This is a genomic window from Achromobacter maghribensis (genome assembly GCF_057334215.1).
On the sequence record NZ_JBHFII010000020.1, the window covers coordinates 39416 to 61646 of the forward strand.

At 64.1% G+C, this 22231-nt stretch carries 22 protein-coding genes; 11 read left to right on the forward strand and 11 right to left on the reverse strand.

From position 1 onward, the window contains the following. The 3 genes from ACE039_RS08495 to ACE039_RS08505 form a co-directional block, all read left to right on the forward strand. Positions 1-616 (forward strand): oxidoreductase (locus tag ACE039_RS08495; protein WP_485822110.1); only part of this gene is annotated, 616 nt, incomplete at its 5' end. A 110-nt stretch (positions 617-726) separates the two neighbouring features. Next, on the forward strand, positions 727-1548 hold the full coding sequence (locus ACE039_RS08500; RefSeq protein ID WP_485822111.1) for an SDR family NAD(P)-dependent oxidoreductase: 822 nt from the start codon (positions 727-729) through the stop codon (positions 1546-1548). Beyond that, positions 1545-2546, forward strand: a complete 1002-nt coding sequence (locus ACE039_RS08505; protein ID WP_485822112.1) for an NADP-dependent oxidoreductase — start codon at positions 1545-1547, stop codon at positions 2544-2546. Before ACE039_RS08500 ends, ACE039_RS08505 begins: the two co-directional genes overlap by 4 nt. A gap of 69 nt (positions 2547-2615) precedes the next feature. Here ACE039_RS08505 and ACE039_RS08510 read toward each other — a convergent pair whose 3' ends face one another. From ACE039_RS08510 to dsdA, 3 genes are read right to left on the reverse strand one after another with little or no spacing between them, the layout of a single operon-like run. Then, positions 2616-4139, reverse strand: a complete 1524-nt coding sequence (locus tag ACE039_RS08510; RefSeq protein WP_485822113.1) for an amidase — start codon at positions 4137-4139, stop codon at positions 2616-2618. A gap of 14 nt (positions 4140-4153) precedes the next feature. Further along, the gene (locus ACE039_RS08515) at positions 4154-5134 is read right to left on the reverse strand and encodes a Bug family tripartite tricarboxylate transporter substrate binding protein (RefSeq protein ID WP_448712703.1); all 981 of its coding nucleotides are present in this window, start codon (positions 5132-5134) and stop codon (positions 4154-4156) included. A gap of 48 nt (positions 5135-5182) precedes the next feature. Next, positions 5183-6532: a D-serine ammonia-lyase gene (gene dsdA, locus ACE039_RS08520; protein WP_485822114.1), complete on the reverse strand. Its 1350-nt coding sequence runs from the start codon at positions 6530-6532 to the stop codon at positions 5183-5185. Between the two features lie 118 nt (positions 6533-6650). On the opposite strand from dsdA, the gene ACE039_RS08525 reads away from it, so the two are divergent. After that, a complete protein-coding gene (locus ACE039_RS08525) occupies positions 6651-7553 on the forward strand; it encodes a LysR family transcriptional regulator (RefSeq protein WP_485822115.1) in 903 nt (300 codons plus the stop codon). Positions 7554-7683: 130 nt separating this feature from the next. Beyond that, positions 7684-8190, forward strand: coding sequence for a YciE/YciF ferroxidase family protein (locus ACE039_RS08530; protein ID WP_448712699.1), 507 nt, complete (start codon positions 7684-7686; stop codon positions 8188-8190). Position 8191: 1 nt separating this feature from the next. Here the strand turns inward: ACE039_RS08530 and ACE039_RS08535 are convergent, their stop codons facing one another. Beyond that, the gene (locus ACE039_RS08535) at positions 8192-8698 is read right to left on the reverse strand and encodes a low affinity iron permease family protein (protein ID WP_485821249.1); all 507 of its coding nucleotides are present in this window, start codon (positions 8696-8698) and stop codon (positions 8192-8194) included. Positions 8699-8845: 147 nt separating this feature from the next. Here ACE039_RS08535 and ACE039_RS08540 point away from each other — a divergent pair, with 147 nt between their 5' ends. Next, positions 8846-10015, forward strand: a complete 1170-nt coding sequence (locus ACE039_RS08540; protein ID WP_485822116.1) for a zinc-dependent alcohol dehydrogenase — start codon at positions 8846-8848, stop codon at positions 10013-10015. A 108-nt stretch (positions 10016-10123) separates the two neighbouring features. Here ACE039_RS08540 and ACE039_RS08545 read toward each other — a convergent pair whose 3' ends face one another. The 5 genes from ACE039_RS08545 to glf form a co-directional block, all read right to left on the reverse strand. After that, positions 10124-11023, reverse strand: coding sequence for a manganese catalase family protein (locus tag ACE039_RS08545; RefSeq protein WP_448712693.1), 900 nt, complete (start codon positions 11021-11023; stop codon positions 10124-10126). Positions 11024-11085: 62 nt separating this feature from the next. After that, positions 11086-11607: a ferritin-like domain-containing protein gene (locus ACE039_RS08550; RefSeq protein ID WP_448712692.1), complete on the reverse strand. Its 522-nt coding sequence runs from the start codon at positions 11605-11607 to the stop codon at positions 11086-11088. A 257-nt stretch (positions 11608-11864) separates the two neighbouring features. Beyond that, positions 11865-13760, reverse strand: a complete 1896-nt coding sequence (locus ACE039_RS08555; protein WP_485822117.1) for an ABC transporter ATP-binding protein — start codon at positions 13758-13760, stop codon at positions 11865-11867. Positions 13761-13763: 3 nt separating this feature from the next. Continuing rightward, entirely contained in the window at positions 13764-14909 is a 1146-nt protein-coding gene (locus ACE039_RS08560; RefSeq protein ID WP_485822118.1) for a beta-glucosidase, read from the reverse strand. Between the two features lie 13 nt (positions 14910-14922). Next, on the reverse strand, positions 14923-17301 hold the full coding sequence (gene glf, locus ACE039_RS08565; RefSeq protein WP_485822119.1) for a UDP-galactopyranose mutase: 2379 nt from the start codon (positions 17299-17301) through the stop codon (positions 14923-14925). Between the two features lie 161 nt (positions 17302-17462). Here glf and ACE039_RS08570 point away from each other — a divergent pair, with 161 nt between their 5' ends. The 3 genes from ACE039_RS08570 (at position 17463) to ACE039_RS08580 (ending at position 19476) form a co-directional block, all read left to right on the forward strand. Continuing rightward, the gene (locus ACE039_RS08570; RefSeq protein WP_105557875.1) at positions 17463-17687 is read left to right on the forward strand and encodes a hypothetical protein; all 225 of its coding nucleotides are present in this window, start codon (positions 17463-17465) and stop codon (positions 17685-17687) included. Positions 17688-17808: 121 nt separating this feature from the next. After that, a complete protein-coding gene (locus ACE039_RS08575) occupies positions 17809-18312 on the forward strand; it encodes a DUF421 domain-containing protein (protein WP_448712684.1) in 504 nt (167 codons plus the stop codon). Between the two features lie 30 nt (positions 18313-18342). Then, positions 18343-19476, forward strand: a complete 1134-nt coding sequence (locus tag ACE039_RS08580; protein ID WP_485822120.1) for an FUSC family protein — start codon at positions 18343-18345, stop codon at positions 19474-19476. 77 nt (positions 19477-19553) lie between these two features. Here the strand turns inward: ACE039_RS08580 and ACE039_RS08585 are convergent, their stop codons facing one another. Both ACE039_RS08585 and ACE039_RS08590 read right to left on the reverse strand, forming a co-directional pair. Then, positions 19554-19778 carry a winged helix-turn-helix domain-containing protein gene (locus ACE039_RS08585; RefSeq protein WP_448712680.1) on the reverse strand — a complete coding sequence of 75 codons (225 nt, stop codon included), beginning with the start codon at positions 19776-19778 and terminating at the stop codon, positions 19554-19556. Positions 19779-19780: 2 nt separating this feature from the next. Next, a complete protein-coding gene (locus ACE039_RS08590; protein WP_485822121.1) occupies positions 19781-20293 on the reverse strand; it encodes a hypothetical protein in 513 nt (170 codons plus the stop codon). Between the two features lie 96 nt (positions 20294-20389). Between ACE039_RS08590 and ACE039_RS08595 the strand changes: the two genes are divergently transcribed. Both ACE039_RS08595 and ACE039_RS08600 read left to right on the forward strand, forming a co-directional pair. After that, positions 20390-21682 (forward strand): SDR family oxidoreductase, encoded by a 1293-nt coding sequence (locus tag ACE039_RS08595; RefSeq protein ID WP_485822122.1) that lies wholly within the window; start codon positions 20390-20392, stop codon positions 21680-21682. Continuing rightward, the gene (locus ACE039_RS08600; RefSeq protein WP_485822123.1) at positions 21682-22146 is read left to right on the forward strand and encodes a DUF2269 family protein; all 465 of its coding nucleotides are present in this window, start codon (positions 21682-21684) and stop codon (positions 22144-22146) included. Before ACE039_RS08595 ends, ACE039_RS08600 begins: the two co-directional genes overlap by 1 nt. The last annotated feature ends 85 nt before the right edge of the window (positions 22147-22231 follow it).

Sequence of the window (22231 nt, forward strand, 5' to 3'; positions counted from 1 at the left end):
GGCCGCCGCCAACGCGATGGCGGCGGGTTTCGATGGCGTGGAAATCCACGGCGCCAACGGCTACTTGCTGGAACAGTTCATCAAGGACGGCGCCAACCAGCGCACTGACGCCTACGGCGGCACCATCGAGAACCGCGCCCGCCTGTTGCTGGAAGTCACCGCCGCCGTGGCGGCGGAAATCGGTGCGGATCGCACCGGCGTGCGGATCTCGCCGGTATCGCCGGCCAACGCCATTTCCATCAGCGACCCGCAGCCGCAATACGACTACATCGTCGATCAGCTCAACACGCTGGGCATCGTCTACCTGCATGTGGTCGAAGGCGCCACGGGTGGCCCACGCGATGTCGCGCCGTTCGACTTCGATGGCCTGCGCCGCCGTTTCAAGGGCACCTACCTGGCCAACAACGGCTACGACCTGGACCTGGCCGCCGCGCATCTGGCCGACGGCAAGGCAGACCTGTTCGCCTTTGGCCGAGCATTCATCAGCAACCCCGATCTGGTCGAACGCTTCAAGACCGGCGCGCCGCTGGCGGCGTTGAACCCGGCCACGTTGTATGGCGGAGGCGCCAACGGCTACATCGACTATCCGACATTGCGCGACGCCCGGCCGCTGTAGTCCGGGCGCTGTAGTCCGATTGCCGAGGCCCGGGGCCATGCGGCCGCGCCCTCATGGGCCGGCATGCGATCCATTCCAACATCTGCACCCAATTTTCAGAGAAACATGCCATGAACGCTCATCCCACCGTCCTGATCACCGGCGCCTCCAGCGGCATCGGCGCGGTTTATGCCGAACGCTTTGCCCGGCGCGGCCACGATCTTGTGCTGGTTGCGCGCGATCAGGCGCGGCTGGAAGCCCTGGCCGCCCGCCTGCACCAGGAAACCGGCGTCAAGGTCCAGACGCTACCGGCCGACCTCACTCAGCGCGATGACCTGGCCGCCGTTGAGGCGCGCCTGCGCGACGATGCCCGCATCGGCATCCTGATCAACAATGCGGGCATCGCCCAGTCGGGTGGCTTCGTCGACCAATCGGCCGACAGCATCGAACGGCTGGTGACCTTGAACATTACCGCCCTCACGCGCCTGGCCGCCGCCATCGCACCGCGACTGGCCAAAGCCGGCGAAGGCGCGATCGTGAACATCGGTTCGGTGGTGGGTCTTGCGCCGGAGTTCGGCATGTCGGTCTACGGCGCGACCAAAGCCTTCGTGCTGTTCCTGTCGCAGGGGCTAAGCCTGGAACTGGCGCCGAAGGGCGTCTACCTGCAGGCCGTTTTGCCCGCAGCCACGCGCACTGAAATCTGGGAACGAGCCGGCATCGACATCAACACCCTGTCCGAAGTGATGGACGTAGGCGAACTGGTGGACGCCGCCCTGGTCGGGTTTGATCGCCGCGAGGCCGTGACCATCCCCCCACTGCATGTGGCTGCGCGCTGGGACGTGCTGGACGCCGCGCGCCAGGGGCTGCTCTCGGATATCCGCCAGATGCAGGCCGCGGACCGATACCGCCCTGCCCCACGCGCTGCCCTCCAGGCCGAGCCCCCCCGCGCATGAAAGCCTTCATCATCGATCGCTATGGCAAGAACGAAACCGGCCGCATCGCGGATGTGCCGGAGCCGGTCTTGCGCGAGGACGACGTCCTGATCCAGGTCCATGCGGCCAGCATCAACGCGCTAGACGCCAAGATCAGACGGGGCGAGTTCAAGTTGATCTTGCCTTATCGCCTTCCCCTCACGTTGGGCAACGACGTGGCGGGCACGGTCGTGCAAGTAGGAGCGGGGGTGCGCCAATTCAAGCCGGGCGACGAGGTATATGCACGCCCCGACGATGATCGCATCGGCACGTTCGCCGAGCGCATCGCCGTCAAGGCATCTTCGGTGGCGCTCAAGCCACGCAATCTTGGCATGGACGAAGCCGCGTCCCTTCCACTGGTGGCCCTGACCGCGTGGCAGGCGCTGGTGGAAACCGCGCAACTGAAAAAGGGGCAACGCGTGTTCATCCAGGCGGGCTCCGGCGGTGTGGGCACCATCGCTATCCAGTTGGCCAAACATCTTGGCGCCTTCGTCGCCACGACCACGAGCACGGCCAACGTCGCATGGGTAAAAGCCCTTGGGGCAGACGTTGTCATCGACTACAAGCGGCAGGATTTCGCCACAGAGCTTCGCGACTACGACGTCGTGCTCAACAGCCTCGGCAAAGAGGATCTGACCCGGTCTCTGCAGATTCTCAAGCCGGGCGGGCGGCTGGTTTCCATTTCAGGGCCGCCCACCCCGGCATTCGCCGCCGCGCGCGGGCTGGCCTGGCCGCTCAAGCTGGTATTGCGCCTGCTCAGTCGCGGCATCCGCCGCAAAGCCCGCCGGATGGGCGTCGAGTACCGCTTCGTCTTCATGCGGGCCGACGGGGCGCAGTTGCGTGAGATCACGTCGCTGGTTGAGTCCGGCGCCATCACCCCGGTCATTGACCGCCTACTTCCGTTCAACGACACGCACCGCGCGCTGGCCTACGCGGAGGCGGGCCGTGCCAAGGGCAAGGTCGTGGTGAAGGTGTTGTAGGCTGCGTCGGCCCTTGATGACGGCAAACGCTCGCCCGATGTTCCGCGCCGATCGTCTTCGACCGGACCGCTATACGGCCGACACCTCCCCCGACTGACCCTGGCCTTGCAATTGCGGCGGGGTCGTCACGATTGACGTCAAGGCGGGTTCCGCCGTGCGTAGCGCGGCCAGGTCCGGGCGCGGACGCCGCAGGGCCTCCTGGCCGGCAAAGGCCAGCTCCATCGCCTGGGCTGCCGCCAGCACCTCCCGGTCGCCCCGGAAGCGCCCCACGATTTGCAGGCCAAACGGCATGCCCTGGTCGTCGCGCCCACAAGGCAGCGTCAAGGCCGGATGCGTCGTCAGTGTGATGACGTACGTCAGCGCCAGCCAACGGTAGTAGTTTTCCTGCGCGACGCCGTTGATGGTGTCGGCATACAACTGCGTCCAGGGAAAAGGCGAGACCGGCGTGGTGGGCGACAGAATCAGGTCGTAGTCGTCATAGGCCCGCTGGAAGCGCTTGATCAGGCGGGTCTGCTCGGACTGCGCCCAGGCGCAGTCTTTCAGACTCATGGCCGCGCCCATTTCGAAATTGGCGCGGGTGTTGGGCCCGAGGCTTGAGGGGTCCTTCTCGTAAGCATCGCGCATGCCGGCGACGAAGGCCTCGGCCCGCAGCACGTCAAAGCAGCGGTGGGCGTCGCCCAGGTCCAGCTCGATCGGGTCGCACGCCGCGAACAGATGCCGCATGGCGGCGATCTTCTTCCTGAACACGGCGCGGATGCCGTCATCGACGGCGCAGCAGCCGAAGTCTTCGGTGTAAGCCACGCGCAGCGAACCCAGATCGGCCACGCCCGGATGCAGGAACTGCAGCGGATCGAGCGGATAGCTGAGCGGATCGCCAGCGTGCGGGCCGGCGGACGCGGCCATCTGCAGGCAGGCGTCCGCCACCGTGCGCCCCATCGGCCCGACCACCGAGATCGGCGTCCAGCCTAGCAGCTTGCGCACGCTGGGAACGATGCCCGGCGACGGTCGGAACCCCACCACACCGCACTTGGATGCGGGGATGCGCAGCGAACCGCCGGTGTCCGATCCGGTGCTTACGGGCAGCATGTCGCAGGCCAGCGCGGCCGCGGATCCCCCGGACGAGCCGCCCGCGTTCAGGTTGGGGTTGAACGGGTTACCCGTCGCACCCCACACTGTATTGCGTGAATTGGCCCCCGCGCCCATCTCCGGCACGTTGGTCTTGGCGGCGACGATGGCGCCGGCGCGCCGCAAGCGGGCCACCAGCTCGACATCCTCGTCGGGCACATAGCCGCGATACAGCGCCGAGCCGTAGGTCGTGAGCACCCCGGCGGTGGGTTCCAGGTCTTTCACGCCCATTGGCAGGCCATGCAACAGGCCCAACGGCTCGCCCGCCATCACGGCGCGTTCGGCGGCGCGCGCCTCGGCTCTGGCACGCTCATAGGCCCTGGCGGTAACGGCATTCACGTAGGGATTGATCGCTTCGATACGCGCGATGCAGGCCTCCAGCAACTCCACCGGGGAAAGCTGCCGCGCGCCTATCATGCGCCGCAGCTCCACGGCCGTCAGCGAGACCAGGGTGTCGTCCAATGTCATCGTCGCTCTCCTTCTCAATCGATCTTGATATTTGCGCGTTGCGCGACGTCTTTCATCACCGGCAACTCCCGCTGAATCAGCGCCTCGCCGTCGGCGGCGCTGGCAAAGGCCGCCTCGAAACCCTGGGCCTCCAGGCTCTTTTTCACCTCGGGCGATTCAACCGTGGCGCGCAGCGCCTGCTCCAGCCGGCTTTTCACATTGGCGGGCAAGCCGCGCGGCGCGGCCACCATCAGCCACGTGTCCATCGCCACCGAGGGATAGCCCTGTTCCGCGAACGTGGGCACATCCGGGAAAAAGGCCGAACGCGCGGGGCTGGAAATCGCCAGGACCCGCACCTTGCCCTGCTTGCTTTGCGGCAGCGCCGCGGCCACGGTGTCGACCGAGAACGGGATCTGGCCGCCGATCAGGTCCGTCATCGCCGGGGCACTGCCCTTGTAGGGCACGTGCGTCATCTTCAACTTCGCCGCCGCCATGAAGGCTTCACCCACGAAATGCGCGGTGGTGCCGGTGCCGAATGAGCCGTATGGCGGTTGTTCCTGGGCGTGATCCTTCACATAGGCAACGAACTCCTTCAGGTCCTTGACCGGCACCTTGGGGTTGGCCAGCAGCGCCAGGCCCGTGCGGCCGACAATGCCGATGGGCTCGAAACTCTTTACCGGGTCATACGGCAGGTTCTTCTGGATGGCCGGATTCACCGTGAAGGTCGTGCCGGAACTGACCAGCAGCGTATAGCCGTCCGGCGCGGCCTTTGCGACAAAGCTGGCGCCGATCACCGTGCCCGCGCCGGCACGGTTTTCCACTACCACGGTGCGTCCCAACTCCTGGCCAAGTTTCTGCGCGACCACGCGCCCCAGCACATCGGTGGCGCCTCCGGGGGGAAAGGGCACGACCATCGTCAACGGGCGGCTGGGATAAGCGTCCTGCGCCGCTGCGGGCGCAACGGCGCCCATGGCGCTGGCAAAGGCGAGACTGACTGCAAGAAGCGAGGTGTTCATGGCTGTGCTCGATGAGATAGGTGGAAAGTGCGGCGCGTCTGGCGGCGCCTAGGAACCGGCCGCAAGCGGGCGCCCGCGGCTCAGGAATCGGTCATATTCTTCGTCGGGCACGAACAGCCCGCCCGTGGTCCAGGCCAAATGGGTGGCGCGAGACATGTGCGCCTGCAGCCCCTGCGTGCGCAACCACGCCTGGCCGGCGACGCTGCCGCAAAGGTGGCGAGGACCGCTGAAACCTGCGGCGGCGGATGGCTCGATGCGTAAGCCTTCGCTGTCGTGCAAACGCGCCAGATCGGCGTACAGGGTGTCGTCTTCCACCGTGACCACGCCGCGCAGGTGGGCGCCCACCGCCGCATAGGCCAATTCGGACGCGCAGGGCACTGCCAGCCCGTCGGCCTCCGTCTGGTTCGTCAGCCCCAGGTCGTACACCGACGGCGGCACCGGCAGGCCGGGCAACTGCCCGCAGCCGGCCATCATGCGCGCCAGAAAACAAGGTGACTGCACGGGTTCTGCAAAGAAACAATGGACGTGCTGACCATAAAGCTGGGTCAGGCCGAACGCGATGCCGCCGGGCGCGCCGCCCACACCGCATGGCAGGTAGACGAAAAGCGGGTGCTCGGCATCCACGCGCACGCCAGCCTGTGCCAGCTGGGCACGCAGGTGCAGCGCCGCAGCCGCATAGCCCAGGAACAACGACCCGGAACGTTCGTCGTCCACGAAGTAGCCGCAAGGGTCGGCCTCGACCTGCGCACGCCCCGCCGCCACGGCCTTTTCGTAGTCGCCCGCGTGCTCCACGACATCCACCCCGCGCGCCCGCAGCCGCGCCTTCTTCCAGGCCTTGGCATCGGCCGACATATGTACCGCCGACCGGAATCCCAGCGCCGAGGCGATCACGCCGATGGACAGGCCCAGATTGCCCGTGGACCCGACTGCCACCTGATACCGGCCAAAGCAGGTGCGCGCCTCGGCTCCCGCCAGCTTGCGGTAGTCGTCCCCCTGACGCAGCAAGCCCTGCTCTATCGCCAGCGATTCCGCGAATTCAAGCACCTCGTGCAAGCCGCCTCGCGCCTTGATCGAGCCTGCCACCGGCAGCGCATGGTCGGCCTTGATCCACAAGCGGCCCATCTCGGACGGCAAGCCGATGGCCGCCTGCATGCCGGCGGCCGGCAATAGCGGCGATTCGATCATGCCCGCCGTCGCGGCAAGTTCGGGAAACAGCTCGGCCAGCAATGGCGCGAATCGCGCAAAGCGCTCCTGCGCGGACAGCACCAGATCCATCGAGAACGGCGCGCCCGAGGACGTAGCGGCGGCCATTGAGGCGGGCGTCGTCCATAGCAGCGGCCGCGCGCCCCGCAACGATTCAAGAACGGGGGACAGGGAAGGATCGTTGGATTGAAACATGGCTGTGATACCCACCGTCGGCGCTGGAAATGCCCACATCCTAGGGTTCGGGATAGCTTTGCAGCAATATCAACGGATAGAATTCTGCTTTGCGTTTTCCGCAAACCTGTCCACCGCCATGAATCCTCAAGTCCTGCAGGAAATCTCCCTACGCTACTTTCTGGAAGTCGTGCGCACCGGCTCGGTCAGCGCGGCCGCGGCCCGGCTGGACGTGGCCCCATCAGCCGTAAGCCGCCAGATCGCCCGGATGGAACGCGAGCTGGATACGCTGCTGTTCGAACGCCAGGCCCGGGGCATGACCCCTAACGCCGCTGGCGAACTGCTGGCGGCGCACGCCAAACGGATGCAACAGGACGTGGAGCGCGTGGCCGGGGACATCCAGGCGCTGCGCGGCTTGCGGCAGGGCCATGTGCGCATCGCCAGCACGGAAGGCTACGCGTCGGAATTCGTGCCCGCCGCCATCGCCCAATTCCGACAGCAATTTTCGGGCATCCGGTTTTCGCTGGACGTGTGTTCGCAACAAGAGATCCCCCAGCGGATCCGCGACGGCTCGGCCGACATCGGCGTCACGCTCAGCCTGACGTCGCAGCGGGACATCCGGGTGGAAGTCCGCGTGCCCGCGCCAGTCCGCGCGATACTGGCCGCCGACCATCCGCTGGCGGGCCGGCGCGACGTGGCACTGCCTCAGTTGATCGCCTACCCGCTGGCCTTGCCCAGCCCCGATTCGACGCTGCGCCAACTGATCGACATCAGCTGCAGCCGCCAGCAGCTACGTTGCGAGCCAGCCTTCACCAGCCGCAGCATCGACGCGCTGGTCGGCTTCGCCAGCGCCGGCGGCGGCGTTGCCTTCTGCGGCGAACTGGCGATCCGCCATCGCCTGCGATGGGGCAGGATCGTCGCGGTTCCGCTACGCGACCGCGAAATGAACGAGCGTCACTTTGAAGTGCAGACGCTGGCGGGACGCATCATGCCGGATGCCGCCAAGGCGTTCATCGCCAGCCTTGCCGAAGCGGCGTTGTAAGCCCGCGCGCTTGCGGCCCCGCATGGCGGGCCCATCCCTCGGTGGCCGTTGCCGCTTGTTCTCCGGGCACGGAGTTTGCTCCCTGGCGTAGACCGCCATCCACGGTGGCACTTAACCAACGGAGTACGCGATGAGCCAGAAGACCTTGCAGGACCTTTTCATTCACGAACTGTCTGATATTTACAGCGCAGAAAAGCAGCTGACTCGGGCGCTGCCAAAGATGGCGCGCGCAGCCACCGACCCCAAGCTTGCGGAAGCGTTCACCGTCCACCTGGAGGAAACACGGGGACAGGTGGAGCGCATCGATAAAATCGTCGAAGCCGCGCAATTCCGTCTCAAGCGCATTAAATGCGCGGCCATGGAAGGCCTGGTCGAAGAGGGCAAGGACGTTATCGACGAAGTGGAAAAGGGGCCCGTATGCGATGCCGCGCTAATCGCCGCGGCGCAGAAAGTCGAGCATTACGAAATTGCCAGCTACGGCACGCTTTGCACCTTCGCCAAGCAGTTGGGCGAAACGGAGGCGTTGACGCTGCTGAAGGAAACGCTCGCCGAAGAAAAAGCGACAGACGAAAAGCTGAGCATGCTTGCGTTGCAACAGACAAACGCCGAAGCGGCGCGCGCGGGAAAGGCCAAGTAATTCAGGAGCGGGCGGGGGCACGGCGCGCCGTGCGTTGCCTGGCCCCCTTCCTCCCTTCTTTGCGCGAGCGTCGTGCCAGCTTATGCGCGCGCGCCGTGCAGGCTGCAGCCAGCGCCCGCAGCTTATCTTCATCCAGCTGCTCTGCATCCACCAACGCCTCGTCAGCCCCCTTCAGCGCGATCAGCAACTCATCCAACTTCAAGTGAAGCGCACGGCCATTCTTGTTCTGGCTTTGTTGAATCAAAAATACCATCAGGAACGTAATGATCGTGGTGCCGGTGTTGATCACGAGTTGCCAGGTTTCCGAGTATCCGAACGCGGGGCCGGTAGCGGCCCAACCGCCTACCGCCAGGACCGCGCAGCCGAACGCGACGGGTGACCCCGCCCATGTGGTGACTTGCGCCGCGAAGTGATCGAAGAACCGCGACAGCGCGCCCATGCGCTTGACGGGCGGAGATACCGCAACGGCCTTTGCATCGGCCGCCTTAGATTTTCCGGGTCTGTACATGAACACCCTTGAGGTTGGAACGCACTGTACATAGCAAGTCGCGTACCCGCCGCGCATGGACGCCGCGCCGTGCCGGACGCGGCACGATAGTTGCGTGGCCGCCTCACGCGATCGCAACCACGCGAACGCCGTTTTTAGGGGATTCTCATGAAAGCACTTTGCTGGCACGGCAAGCACGATGTGCGCTACGACACCGTACCCGACCCCATTCTGGAAGATCCGCGCGACGCCATCATCAAGGTCAGCGCGTGCGCCATATGTGGTTCGGACCTGCATCTTTTCGATGGATTCATGCCTGGAATGAAATCCGGCGACATCCTGGGCCACGAATTCATGGGCGAAGTCGTCGAGGTAGGCGCCGACGCCCGGAAGCTGAAAGCCGGCGACCGGGTGGTGATTCCCTTCACCATTACTTGCGGACAATGCGAGCAATGCCTGAAGGGCAATTTCTCGGTATGCGAGCGCACCAATCGCAACGCCGACGAGGCCGCGAAGATGTTCGGCCACACCACGGCAGGCCTGTTCGGCTACAGCCACCTGACGGGGGGGTACGCTGGCGGGCAAGCCGAATACGTTCGCGTACCCTTTGCCGATACCACCCACGTTCCCGTTCCGCCGGAGCTGACCGACGAGCAGGTGCTGTTCTTGGGGGACATTCTTCCAACGGGCTGGCAGGCGGCGCTGCAGTGCGATATTGCCCCGGATGACACCGTCGCCATCTGGGGGGCCGGCCCGGTGGGCCAGATGGCCGTGCGCAGCGCCTTGTTACTGGGTGCGGCGCAGGTCATTTGCATCGATTCCGTCGGCGAGCGGCTCAACATGGCGCGCGACGCCGGCGCGGCGACCATCAATTTCGAAACCGAGAGCGTCGTCGAACGCCTGAAGGCGTTGACCCACGGTAAAGGACCGCAGAAGTGCATTGATGCCGTGGGCATGGAATCGCACTCCAGCAGCTCGATGGAGCTGTTGTATGACCGGGTGAAGCAAGCCGTTGGCGCGGAAACGGATCGGCCGCATGTTCTGCGCGAAATGATCTATGTCTGCCGTCCGGGGGGAACGCTATCGATTCCCGGCGTGTACGGCGGGATGATCGACAAGATTCCGTTTGGCGCGTCGATGAACAAGGGATTGACCTGGCGCATGGGGCAAACCCACGTCCGGCGCTGGACCGACGATCTCCTCAAGCGCATCGCCGACAAACAGATCGACCCGTCGTTCGTGATCACGCATCGCGCGCAGCTACAAGCCGGGCCAGACTTGTACAAAACATTCCGGGACAAGGCCGATGGCTGCATCAAGGTGGTGCTGATGCCGTGAGGGGCCCCCCCCACGGGTTTCGCTGCGCAGCAGCAGGCCAACGCCGCGGCCCGACAAGGCCGCGGCAAGGTGCCCCCGCGCAGGGGGCAATTGACCCGCTACCCCGCTCTACCCCTTAAGGAGCGGCGAAGCGCCCGTGGGCGAGCCGCTGCCCAGCTCCGTGCCAGTGGTCGGATTCACTTCGGGATCCGACTGGGTCCGCGCCGCCATGGCGTTGAGCGCCGACTCTTCGCCGCCGTCAAGCGCGACAGAACAAGAACCGTCGCCGTCCACCGGCTGCATCGCATCCGCTCCGGTGACGAAGTTGAAATTCTCGTCGCTATTCCACGACCCGCGCATATCGCCTTCGCCCTGCGAAAGGTTGAAGTACACGTCGGCGAATCTGGGGTCCCCAGGGAGTTTCCCGGGCGGGAAATTCGGTTCCATCGAATACAGCGCCTTTTCAAACGAGCGCTGATGCGAAACCTCGCGCGTCATCAGAAAACCCAGGGCGTCCTTGACGCCGGGATCATCCGTCGCGTTGATCAGCCTTTCGTAGATGATCTTCGCGCGCGCTTCCGCCGCGATGTTCGACCTTAAATCCGCGGAGGGGTCGCCGATGGTGTCGATGTACCCCGCCGTCCAAAGCTGCCCCCCTGAATTCACTAGTGCGGGGCCGCCACCGTACAGGACTTGAGTCACGTGCGAGTCGTTGCCAGGCCCGTTCAGCCTCATGTACATGTCGGCCTCCGCTTCCGTGGCCTCGGCCAGGATGCCCTTCGATCCCTTGTTCAGCATGGCGACAAGCGTCCCGATCACCTCCAGATGGCTCAGCTCCTCCGTGGCGATGTCCAGCAGCATGTCTTTCCTGCCGGGGTCGTCTTCTGCCAGCGCCTGCGTGAAATAGCGACAGGCGGCCGCCAGTTCTCCCTGGGGACCGCCAAACTGCTCAAGAAGCAAGTTGGCCAGTCCGGGATTGGTTTCCGTAACGCGCACGGTGTACTGCAGTCGTTTGTTATGGGCAAACATGGTGCGTCTCCATTTCGGTACGCGGTTGAGACCGTCCAACGGGCGGCCGATAGGGGTGTTGATCAGCGTTTGGCGGCGGCGTCCGGATCCTCGGCCAACGCCAGGAAATGGCGCACCAGGGCCGGAGTGTTGTGCTCGATCCACTGCGCCATGGCGACCTCTTCCTGCAGAATGCGTTCGCACTCCGCGGCCGTCTCCATGTCTCCGACATGGCGGGCGGCTTCGATGATGTTCCGGTAAGCCGCGATCTCAAGATTTTCAAACGCGAAGCTGAACATGCCTGACTTCACGACCTCGTCCGACGCAAACACGCCGGAGAAACCTTGAAAGGTGGCCATCGCCTTTCCGGCCATGTCCTTGAGGGTGGAGTTATCTTCCCCGCGGCGCTCCAGGCACCGCCTCACCGCCGCCTGCTGACCGCGAGTTTCCTCAATGTGGGTCTGTATGCGCTGGCGCAGTTCCGGGTAGTTCTTTATCCGGGAGACCAGGCTTGTCAGCATGGTTTCGGCCTGCTCCTCCATGGCATGGGCGTCTCGTAGCCAATCGTTGAGATGGCCGTTGGATACTCTAAGGTCCGCATCCATCACTTCCTCCGTTGTCGGTCGGGCGCCGTTTCGCCCGCCGCCTTTCAGCAACCGACATGCCCACGGAAGAGGCAAGCCAGCCCAGGCAAGACGGGGTTATCCCGGCCATATCCCAAGCAGCCATACCACCACCAGTATCACCACCAACGCCCCCACGAAAGTCGCGAATTTCCGCCACGGGCCGCGCCCGGAGAAAGATCGACGCGCGGCATGTGCCTGGACTTCGTCCGAGGACGGTCGAGAAGAATTCTGCGTTTTCATTTCAGCTCCGTTTCGCCTGTCGGGGCGGGGTCCGGCGGTTGAGCAGCATGCGGCGTGCCGACTTGAATCAGCGCTGAGCCCGCCGTTTTTCCCGCCGTCGTGAAGAAACTGCACTCCCCGGCCGGGTCGGCTGCCCATGCGCCTTTACGGTTGACTTGCAAATCCCACAGGACGCGGAATGGGCCGCCGGCCAGCAGCAATTCCTCCAGCGTGCCGTCTTCCACGACGCAGCCATCTTCAAGGACGACGATGCGATCGTAACGAGCCACTGACGACAGGCGATGCGCGGCGGCCACGACAGTGCGGCTGCGCATCAGTTCAGCCAACGCGATTTGAATCAACATTTCGGAATGGCTGTCCAACGCGGACGTCGCCTCGTCCAGCAAGAGGATGGGAGCATTTTTTAGAAAGGCGCGCGCAATGCCGATCCGTTGCCGTTCGCCGCCGGATAGCATTGCGCCGCGTTCGCCCACCACCGTGCTGTAGCCGTGAGGCATCCGATTGATGAATTCGGCGCAATGAGCCTGGGCGGCCGCCTGCATCACCTCTTCTTCCGTAGCGTCCGGGCGACCGTAACGGATGTTCTCCATGACGCTTCGGCGGAAAAGGCTAATATCCTGCGGCACCACCGAGATCGCGGCTTTCAGGCTTTCCAGCGTGACGTCGTGGATGGACTGGCCGCCGATCAGGATGCGTCCGCTGTCCGGTTCGTCCGCGCGCTGCAGCAGCGACAACACCGTTGATTTTCCTGCGCCCGACGGCCCCACCAGCCCGACTTTCTGGCCGGCGGGGACCGAAAGCGACACGCCTCGCACGGCGCGGTTCCCGTCTGGATAGCTGTAGTGGACGTCATCAAAGACGATGGACGCGCGCTCCAGCCGCAACGGCTTCGCACCCCGCACGTCGGGCACCGCTTCCGGACGCGCCACCACGCGCAGCATTTCGCCGATGACGCCAAATTGCTGCGCCGTGCCCACCAGGGCCAAGGCCAGGTCGCGCGAACCGTGCAGGATGCGGAAAGTCAGCGCGCTGACAACCACCACGTCGCCCGCCGTCGCGTTGCCCTGCCGCCAGGATTGCAGCACCCAGAACAACATCGCGCTGGCGGCCAGCCATAGGCAGGCATCATGAATGACGCGCGCTTTCTCCACATACATCCAACTGCGGCGCTGCGCCAGGGCTTCCTCGCTCAGCGCCCGCTCCAGGCGCTCGCGTTCACGGGCCTGTGCCGAAAATGCTTGCACGGCCCAGATATTGGATATGGCGTCGACGATTTCTCCGCCCACCTGCGCGGCCTGTTCCCCGTAATACTGATGCAGCCCGCGCCCTCTTGCCCCGAATGCGATGATGACAAGGCCCAACACCAGCACAAAGCAGAACAAGGCAGTCGCCATCCGCCAATCCACCGTCGACAACACCACGATGGCGCCGATAAAGTCCACGCAGGGGGGAATGATGCTCCAGACCGCCGCGCCATAAATGCCACCCGCCGCCGTCGCGGTGGCGGTGATGCGGTTGGCCAGGGCGCCTGAATGGTGCTGCCGGAAGTAACGGGTGGAGTGGTGACTCAGCTGTTCGAAAAGTTCCACGCGCAGCGCAGCACAGGCTGCCACGATATTCCTGCACCCCAACCAGCCTCCGCTGCGCCACAACACCGCTTCCGTCGCGATCAGGCCCAGGAACAACCCCAATGGCCACCACACATCATTGCCAGATGTCTGGTCCCGCGCCATGGCGTCCACGATCAGCTTCATTGCATACTGCACGGCGACGGAACACGCGCCCGCCAGCACCACCACCCCCGCCAGCAAGGAAAACGGCAGTCGGCGCTGCCTGACGTAACGCCAGACGAACGGCAAGGGCCGCGAGGGCAAGACCTGTTGATCCGACATGATTCAGCCCTCTCTTTCGTCCACGACGCGCGCGCCCAGCAAGGCGGCCGGCCCATCGCCAAAGCGCGACGCCTGTACGCGCATTTCAACCGCCAACGGCGCATAGATTGCGCGCTGCCCCGCATCCGAAGGCGCGCTGAACAAGCCTGTTGCGCAATACCGGTCGTCTTCCCATCCGGGATAGTCGGTGACGGGATACAGGCAGATCCCCGCGACGTCCACACCCGCGCCCTGCGCAAGCAAGGCCTGACTGGCCACGTATCGCAGCCACGGCGCACGCGCCGCCCCCTCGGCGCCGGTCTCCGCGATCAGGATCGGACGGCCATAGCGACGCGCCTGGTTTTGAAGCAAGCGGCTCAGCGGCGTGTAGCGCGGATCGTCATGCGCCAACTGCGCGCCGCCATGCAACCACTGGTTATGCGGGTAGTAATTGACGCCAAGTATGTCCAGATAACGTTCGTCCCCGCCCAGTTCGGCCTGCACCCGGCCGGTAATCATGTCCAGGGCTTCAAACTGGGACGCGTGCGCGGCTGCGGCGCCGGTTTCGTCGCCAGGGTTCCCGGCATGCACGGCGATCATGGGTTCGGCGGCCACGAACTTTGCGCCAGGGTCGATGTCCTGGATGATGTCCGCCGCCTGCACGAACGCGCGAACCAGCTGCCGCTTCAGCTCGGCCCCTCGCCCGACCGTGCAAGGGCCAAAATGCGCCATATCGCCACCGGCCCAGCTCCAGTACGACATCTCGTTCACCGGGCAGTACAACGCCGGTAGTTCCGATTCCTGCGCGATCAGGCGCGCCACGGCTGCTGCATAGCGGGCAAAGGCTTCGGGGAACCGGCTGGACCAGATATCCAGCCAGGCGGGCCAGCCAAAATGGCACAAGTCCCAAATCACCTGTATCCCCTCGCCGCGAGCCGCCCGCAGCATCGGCAAGAGGCTTGACCAGTCGTAAGAGTAAGGAGCGGGGTTGACAAGATGCCAACGCACGCCCTCTCTTGCCGTCCGTAGCCCCAGCGGCTTCATCGCAGCGTAGTCACGATCCGCCCATTCCGCATGGCCGGTCGACGCCAGCAGATCCAGCTGGCGCCCGTCCGGAAAGCGAAAGCATGAACATTCGAAACCAGCCAGGAAGAAGCTTTGAAAGCGCATCGGGCATTCCTGCTCAGGCCACATTCGCGGTTTGGGCCTCGGCGTGCCTCGCGGCGATCGTCTCGTATGTCGTCAGTGCCTGCGCTACCACCTGATCCATGTTGTAGTAGCGATACGTCGCCAGGCGCCCCACGAAATGCACGCCGGGCGTGGCGTCGGCAAGCGACCGGTAGCGCTGGAACAATGCCGCGTTTTCCGGCCGCGGAATCGGATAGTAAGGATCCCCCTGCGCAGACGGGTATTCATAGGTGATCGCCGTGCGGGCATGCTGCTGACCCGTCAGATGCTTGTATTCGGTGACCCGGGTGTACGGCACGTTTTCCGATGGGTAGTTCACCACGCCGACGGGTTGATGCCACTCCTCGTCCCGTATTTCATGGCGGAACTTCAGCGACCGATAGGGCAATGCGCCATACCGATAACCAAAATACTCATCAATGGGCCCGGTGTAGATCAACCCGTCGAACGTGAACGTCGTCTTGGCCTCCTGGTAATCCAGCCCCAACGCCAATGAGATATTCGGGTGGTCCAGCATGCGTTCGAACATCCGGGTGTAGCCCTGAAGCGGCATGCATTGGTAGTGGTCGGTGAAATAGCGGTCATCAATGGACAGCCGTGTCGGCACTCTGGCGGCGACGGAGCGGTCTAGCTGTGAAGGATCCAGCCCCCACTGCTTGCGGGTATAGCCGCGAAAGAACATCTCGTAGAGTTCGCGCCCCACTTGCGACAGCACGAAGTCCTCGGACGACACCACATTGGCGATCGGCTCGGCGATGGACCGCAGGAAGTGCTCGGCCTCTTCCGCCGAAAACGTCCGGCCGTAAAGCCGCTCGAGCGTAGTCAGGTTGATGGGCATCGGCACGCGGCCCTTGGGGGTTTCCGCCAACACCCGGTGCTCGTAGCGCCGCCACTCCGTGAACTGCGATAAGTAATCCATCACCTTGACGGAATTGGTATGGAATATGTGAGGGCCATAGCGGTGCACCAATAGTCCCGCTTCGTTGACGTGGTCGTAGGCATTGCCGCCGACGTGCGGGCGTTTATCGACCACGATGACGCGCTTGCCGCTGCCTCGCGCCAGTCGATCGGCCAACACGCTACCGGCAAACCCGGCCCCCACGATCATGTAGTCGTAATGCCGGACCGGGCTTGCCGGTTTGCCGTTTCGAGGCGGCGCAGGGAAATCCGCACGACGCGAGCTGCTGCTGGCATGGGCGCGGTTCATCACTTTGCACATTTCCTCCCAGCTTGTATCCCACGACATTCCCCGCAATATCCGATCGGCTTTTTCCAAGAGGCATTCGGGCGCTTCGGCCGCTTGCAACGCCGCAGCCGCGGCCTCCACGAATGCCGCGGCGCCCTGCGCGATGAACACGACGTCAGAATCGCCGTACGCGCGCACGACATCCGCGATGGGCGTCGACACCACGGGGCATCCGCCGGCCAGATATTCGGGCGTCTTGGTCGGGCTGATGAACCGCGTGGATTCGTTCAGGGCGAACGGCATCAGCGCGACGTCCCACCCAGCCAGATAGCTGGGAAGCTCCTCATACGAGCGGGGTCCCAGATAGTGAATGTTGTCCGCTTGCGGCAGTTCCGCCGGATCGATCTTTACCACCGGCCCCACGAATATGAAGTGCCAGTCCGGCTTCAGCGCAGCAACCTCGGCCACCAGCCGCGTGTCGAAACGTTCGTCCAGGACGCCATAAAAGCCTAGCCGGGGGCTTGGAATGCTTGCCAGGTCGGAAGGAATGTCCTTGATAAACCGAGCTTGTCCAAAATGCGCGCCGTCCACGCTGCTTGGAAAGGCATGCACGTTGGGATGCAAGCGCCGTTTGGATTCATACAAGCTATGCCCGCCACAGAACACGGCATCGGCCCGGGCCAACAAGCGCCTTTCCAAACCGACCAATTCCTCTGGCGCGCCTCGAAATGCCGACAGCTCGTCCATGCAGTCATAAACCACAATGCTCGCCTCGATCTGATCGGAATACGGCAGGCTCATCGGGGTGTAATACCAGAGCACCGGGCGCGTCACGCCATCTTCCCGTAGCCTGTCGTGCAAGAGCTGCCGGTGGTTATCCACCCAGTTATCACGCGGAAGATGCGGCGTCAGCACGATGACACCGTCACAACGTGTCTCATCCAGCCATCCATGGCAGGCGCCGCTGACCCAGACCGGCTCTTCGACGTAATAGACGGCATGGGATCGCGCAAACCGCGTCATCAAGTGCTGTGGCCGCTGATAGACGAACTTCCACCGCAAATGTGAAAAGCAGATGATCGCGGGCGTCTCGCGCGCCAGCCAGGGTTTGCCCGGCAAGGCGTCGTCATGGAGGGCCCCCGCAGCTGCCCCAGGGCCGCCGGAGCGTGAATCGACAGTGCAGCGCATAGGGATACTCCAGCGAAAGGAAAAGGGAGGAAAACCTGTGCGGATCCACCGCAATTTGCGTGCCGAAACCCCGCCGCATGGCCGCCATGGGTCCGGGCATGACATTTGCTGGTGTCGAAGCTCCTGCCCCGCGATAAACGGGCAAACGCAATGGTGCCAACATGAACGACTCCACATCGAATCGCCGCCCTCCCGCAGCCCCCCAGCACGCTGATCGCGCCGCTCGCGGATTCACGGGGCAGCCCACCGCCGAGGGTCCGCCCGAAGGCGAAGTCAACCGCGACCCGAACACGAATTCCGGCTACCCGGCTGGCGGTTCCCAGGCTCCGCGCGGCAAAGACGCTTATGGCCGCGAACCGAAACAAAAGGACCGCGATTCCGAGTGACCCCGGAGTCCGCGCTTGATATTCGTGTCACGCCCGCATGCGGTGTCCCATGCGCCAGCCAGGCCGGCGGGGGATCTGCCGCGGGGATCCCTCATCGCTGGATAGACTGAAAGGAGTTGCCATGACACCGGACTGGTCGGGGATGTTCACGTTTTCGATTTCGCCAATAGAGATTTTTATCCGTGGCTCGATTGTCTATTGGTTTATCTTCGCGCTGCTTCGCGTGGCCGGAAGACGTGATATTGGATCGCTGGGCGTTGCAGACATGCTTGTTCTGGTGCTTATTGCCGACGCCGCCCAAAACGCCATGGCGGGCGAGTACAAGTCCATCGTTGACGGCCTCGTCCTGGTTTCCACCATCGTCGGCTGGACGGTGCTGGTGGATCGCGTCAGCTACTTCGTCGAGCCGATCGGCCGTCTGCTGGAAGCCAACAGAGTTTGCCTCGTCCGCAATGGCGTGATTTCTAAACGGAACCTTCGACGCGAGTATCTGACCGAAGAAGAACTCATGAGCCAATTGCGCCTGAAGGGGGTTGCCAAGATCAGCGAAGTCAGCCGGGCCTACATGGAGCCCGATGGCGATGTCAGCGTAATCAAGTGCGGGCAATCTGGCCACGAATCCTGATTTGGGACGGCTTGGGGACCAGGTGCAAATTTGAGAAACGCCGTTAATCGCCTGTGGAAACATGCCGCCGGTTGGCGCATGGTCGCGAATCGGGATGGATTCCGCCTTCCCGCCCAGACGGTCGCCGCGGTGCTGATCGCATACGGCTTCATGACGTGGCAGCGTATCCCCGAAGTGGCATGGGGCACATTCTCGGCGCTCTTCGTTGTACGCGCCAGCGTCGAAGGCACGATCAGCGAGGCGGTCGCGCGGATTGCCGGTGCGATGCTGGGCGTTGCACTCGGCGTGGGATTGGTCCTGCTTGCCCAAACCGCCGATCTGCCCGCGCTCTGGAGCATCGCGGTTGGCGTAACGACCGCCGCCTATCTCTCCCTGCGGCACCCCACGCTGAGCTACAGCCTTGTCACGGTAACCATATTGACGGTGACCCCGGGTGACAACCTCCTGGTAGGCGCCTACCAGAAAGCGGTAGCCATCATCATCGGATCGGTTGCCGGCATTCTTTCCGCCGTTTGTCTGCTGCCGCTGTCGGCGCGTCGCAGCATGCGAGTCAATACGGCGATTTCAATTGAAATTTATGGCGAACTGCTGGTCGAATGGGCCTCGGAATTGAACGAAGGCCGGGCCCTTTCCTCTTCGATGGATCGGCCCGCGCTGCAACGGGCAAGATGGCGCGCCAGCGATATGGCCTCGCAATCCCGCGCTTTTCCGCTGCGCAACGCAAGCTGGGACGTCGCCGCGTATCGACTGCACGACCGCGTGGACGGACTATGGCGCACCGTACCCCTGCTTGAGCGCGCCAGCGGACTCGCGCTGACGGAGAATGTTCGCCAGCGGATCGGCCCCACCCTCTATCGCGTTGCGGTGGCGGCCAGGCAACAACTCTCGGATCTGGCGGTCGCGTTACGCAACAAGCATGCCGAGCCTATGCCTTGCCGAACCGCCGAACCGCTTAGCCGGTTTAATAACGTTCTTGACAGGACATCACGCGAGGGAGCTTACGATGGCGCCGAGCGGGAAACCGTCGAATTGATCCGCTGGGTATGGAACGAAGTCACCCGGGAACTGGATCGGCTGTGCGCCTGTATGTCCGAAGACCCCGACGCAGAAAATTCCGACCCCGGACGCCAACGTCGCCGTGCAGACGACCCGCCAGATACGTGAACCGGGATGAACCGGGATGAACCGCGGCCCGAAGTGCTGCCGATTGCCGACCGCGCCTGCGCCCCCTTCAAGCTGCGTCAACGGATCACGAAGGTGCCCTTGCCGGGATGAATCTCGACGAGCCCTCTCGCCGCCAGGTTTTGGACGGCCCGGCGGACCGTGCTTCGGCTGACCCGAAACCGGCCAATCAGCGCGTTTTCCCCCGGCAGACGCGTGCCGGGCGCCCACCGGCCATCCCCTATTTCGGCAGCCAGGGCAGCCTCGACGACGCTATAACGCAGATACGGATTAGGGAATGCCATGCCTACCTCTTGTCCGCTTTTTCCGACGTGAGCGCGTCCGATCCTCGCCTGCCGGACGGACGCGTATAGGCCATGATCGCGATGCCCAGACCAAACGCGGCATACACGCAACACATGGCCCGCCGAGACAATCTGTGTTCGAAACCGGGCGTCAGCCGCCGAGGCGTCAATTGGTAATCGACAAAGCACGCCACCGCAGCCGTGACCAGCCCTTCAGTCAATGCCCGCGAGCGCGTAACCGGCGCCGTTGACTCGGCGACGGCGCGCGCATGCAGCGTCGCCCAGAATACCGACGCGGCATGGTGGATCAGGTAGCCGGTGGCGGTATGGCGCCATGTCAGGCGATGCGCCCGCAGTGCCTTCTCGCCCCATACCCATTGACTGGTCGCATTGGTCGGCGCGAATAACCAGCCGGTCTCTTTCCTTCCGACAGCCAGCAACATCGCGGTCGACAGCAAGCTGGCGGCAGCGCCGCTACGTAGACCCGCAAAAAATGCCTTCCGCCACGCCATCATGTCACGTCTCCCTCTCCAAGGTGCCGCACGGGTATGGATTTTGCTGACCCGTCGCCATCCGCGCCGACCATGCAGGGGCGGGATGGAGATCCTGGCGTGAAAATCCTGTTGACCGGTGCGCGAGGCTTTATCGGCGGCCATCTTGCCGAAGCACTACTTTCCGATCACCATCGGCTAGTCTGCCCGGTACGTGCCGCCCCGCACGACGCGTCGGACGATGCCAGAGCAATATTCGTGCCCGTGGACTTCGCGTCCTACGTCCGTGCCGAGGATTGGTTGCCGCTGCTGGATGGCGTCGACGTGGTCATTAACACGGTCGGCATATTCCGCGAGGAACGCGGGCAAAGTTACCAGCGCATCCATGAAACCGTTCCCCTGGCGCTGTTCAAGGCGGCCCGCCAGCGACGCGCATTGGTGATCCAGTTTTCAGCGTTGGGCGCGGACCGCAATGCGCAATCCGCATTTCATACCAGCAAGCGCGCGGCGGACGACGGCCTCCGGGCACTCGGGATACCGGCCTTCATCGTTCAGCCGTCCCTCGTCTATGGCGCTGGCGGCGCAAGCGCCGCGCTGTTCAACCGTCTGGCGGCCTGGCCGCTGCTGCCGCTGCCCGGCGGCGGCACGCAGCGCGTTCAGCCCGTACACATTGCCGACGTGGTGGCCGGCGTCCGGGCGCTGCTCGGCCGGCCCACCCAGGATGCCGTGACCATTGCCTTTTGCGGGCCCGACGCACTGCCCCTTCGGGACTACCTTGCCACGCTGAGGACGGGGCTGGGCTATGGCGCGCGCCAGCGCATCGTTGCGGTTCCCGGCGCTTGCGCTCGCTTGGCCGCCCGCGTGGCCGACGCACTACCGGGAAGCCTGATTGGACCGGAAAGCCTTTCCATGCTGGAGCGCGGAAATACCGGCGACGCCACGGCATTTTCCGTGCTGCTGGGCGGCGCCCCACGCCCGCCGCGGCGCTTTGTCGCCCAGCGCGAGCGCCACGCATTCCGGGCGGCCGCAACATTGGACAACCTGTTGCCGCTACTGCGGGCGAGCGTCGCCGCCGTGTGGCTATGGACCGCCATCGTATCGCTGGGCTTGTACCCCATACCGGACAGTTTGGCGCTGCTGCAACGCAGCGGCGTTCCGGCAGCCTATGCAACGGTTGCGCTATACGGCGCCGCAGGCCTGGACCTTCTCTTCGGCATCCTGACCGTCGTGTGGCGCGGACGATCAGTGCGGTGGTTATGGCTTGCACAGATGGCGTTGATACTTGCCTATACCGGGATCATCACCTGGCGTTTGTCCGAGCAATGGCTGCACCCGTTCGGCCCCATCTCCAAAAACCTGCCCATGCTGGCCGTATTGCTGTTGTTTTACCTGCACGAGGACCGGAGGCATTGATGGAGTACCTTTGGGTAAAGCTGCTGCACATCTTGTCGTCGACCCTGCTGTTCGGGACGGGAATCGGATCTGCCTTCTATCTGCTGTGCGTCGTCCTGCGACGCGACGCGAAAGTGGTGGCGCAGGTCGCCCGTGTCGTGGTGTTGGCCGACTGGCTGTTCACGGCAACCACTGCCATTGCGCAGCCGCTCACCGGCTGGTATCTGGCGCGCCTGATGCAGATTCCATTTTCGACACCCTGGTTGATGGGGTCGCTTGTGCTGTATGCCATCGCCATCGCATGCTGGCTGCCGGTTGTCAGGCTTCAAATGCTCATGCGCGACGAGGCCCAGGCGTCGGCGCTCGCTGGACAGCCGCTGTCGCCGGCCTTCAAGCGGTACTTCACGCTGTGGTTCGTGCTCGGCTTTCCGGCGTTGGGCGCCTTTCTGGCGATCTTCTGGCTGATGGTCTTCAAACCATCCTGATGGCAGCCACCTGCGAACGCGCCGTGGTTTGCGCGGGCTATCTGGCTGGCACCGACTGAACGGCGGCGGAGTCCTGCGCCCCCCC

What these genes read in the sequence shown, in the direction of transcription:
- ACE039_RS08500 (WP_485822111.1), top strand. Translation starts at nt 727, where the DNA reads ATGAACGCTCATCCCACCGTCCTGATCACCGGCGCCTCCAGCGGCATC.
- ACE039_RS08505 (WP_485822112.1), top strand. Translation starts at nt 1,545, where the DNA reads ATGAAAGCCTTCATCATCGATCGCTATGGCAAGAACGAAACCGGCCGC.
- ACE039_RS08510 (WP_485822113.1), bottom strand. Translation starts at nt 4,139, where the DNA reads ATGACATTGGACGACACCCTGGTCTCGCTGACGGCCGTGGAGCTGCGG.
- ACE039_RS08515 (WP_448712703.1), bottom strand. Translation starts at nt 5,134, where the DNA reads ATGAACACCTCGCTTCTTGCAGTCAGTCTCGCCTTTGCCAGCGCCATG.
- dsdA (WP_485822114.1), bottom strand. Translation starts at nt 6,532, where the DNA reads ATGTTTCAATCCAACGATCCTTCCCTGTCCCCCGTTCTTGAATCGTTG.
- ACE039_RS08525 (WP_485822115.1), top strand. Translation starts at nt 6,651, where the DNA reads ATGAATCCTCAAGTCCTGCAGGAAATCTCCCTACGCTACTTTCTGGAA.
- ACE039_RS08530 (WP_448712699.1), top strand. Translation starts at nt 7,684, where the DNA reads ATGAGCCAGAAGACCTTGCAGGACCTTTTCATTCACGAACTGTCTGAT.
- ACE039_RS08535 (WP_485821249.1), bottom strand. Translation starts at nt 8,698, where the DNA reads ATGTACAGACCCGGAAAATCTAAGGCGGCCGATGCAAAGGCCGTTGCG.
- ACE039_RS08540 (WP_485822116.1), top strand. Translation starts at nt 8,846, where the DNA reads ATGAAAGCACTTTGCTGGCACGGCAAGCACGATGTGCGCTACGACACC.
- ACE039_RS08545 (WP_448712693.1), bottom strand. Translation starts at nt 11,023, where the DNA reads ATGTTTGCCCATAACAAACGACTGCAGTACACCGTGCGCGTTACGGAA.
- ACE039_RS08550 (WP_448712692.1), bottom strand. Translation starts at nt 11,607, where the DNA reads ATGGATGCGGACCTTAGAGTATCCAACGGCCATCTCAACGATTGGCTA.
- ACE039_RS08555 (WP_485822117.1), bottom strand. Translation starts at nt 13,760, where the DNA reads ATGTCGGATCAACAGGTCTTGCCCTCGCGGCCCTTGCCGTTCGTCTGG.
- ACE039_RS08560 (WP_485822118.1), bottom strand. Translation starts at nt 14,909, where the DNA reads ATGCGCTTTCAAAGCTTCTTCCTGGCTGGTTTCGAATGTTCATGCTTT.
- glf (WP_485822119.1), bottom strand. Translation starts at nt 17,301, where the DNA reads ATGCGCTGCACTGTCGATTCACGCTCCGGCGGCCCTGGGGCAGCTGCG.
- ACE039_RS08570 (WP_105557875.1), top strand. Translation starts at nt 17,463, where the DNA reads ATGAACGACTCCACATCGAATCGCCGCCCTCCCGCAGCCCCCCAGCAC.
- ACE039_RS08575 (WP_448712684.1), top strand. Translation starts at nt 17,809, where the DNA reads ATGACACCGGACTGGTCGGGGATGTTCACGTTTTCGATTTCGCCAATA.
- ACE039_RS08585 (WP_448712680.1), bottom strand. Translation starts at nt 19,778, where the DNA reads ATGGCATTCCCTAATCCGTATCTGCGTTATAGCGTCGTCGAGGCTGCC.
- ACE039_RS08590 (WP_485822121.1), bottom strand. Translation starts at nt 20,293, where the DNA reads ATGATGGCGTGGCGGAAGGCATTTTTTGCGGGTCTACGTAGCGGCGCT.
- ACE039_RS08600 (WP_485822123.1), top strand. Translation starts at nt 21,682, where the DNA reads ATGGAGTACCTTTGGGTAAAGCTGCTGCACATCTTGTCGTCGACCCTG.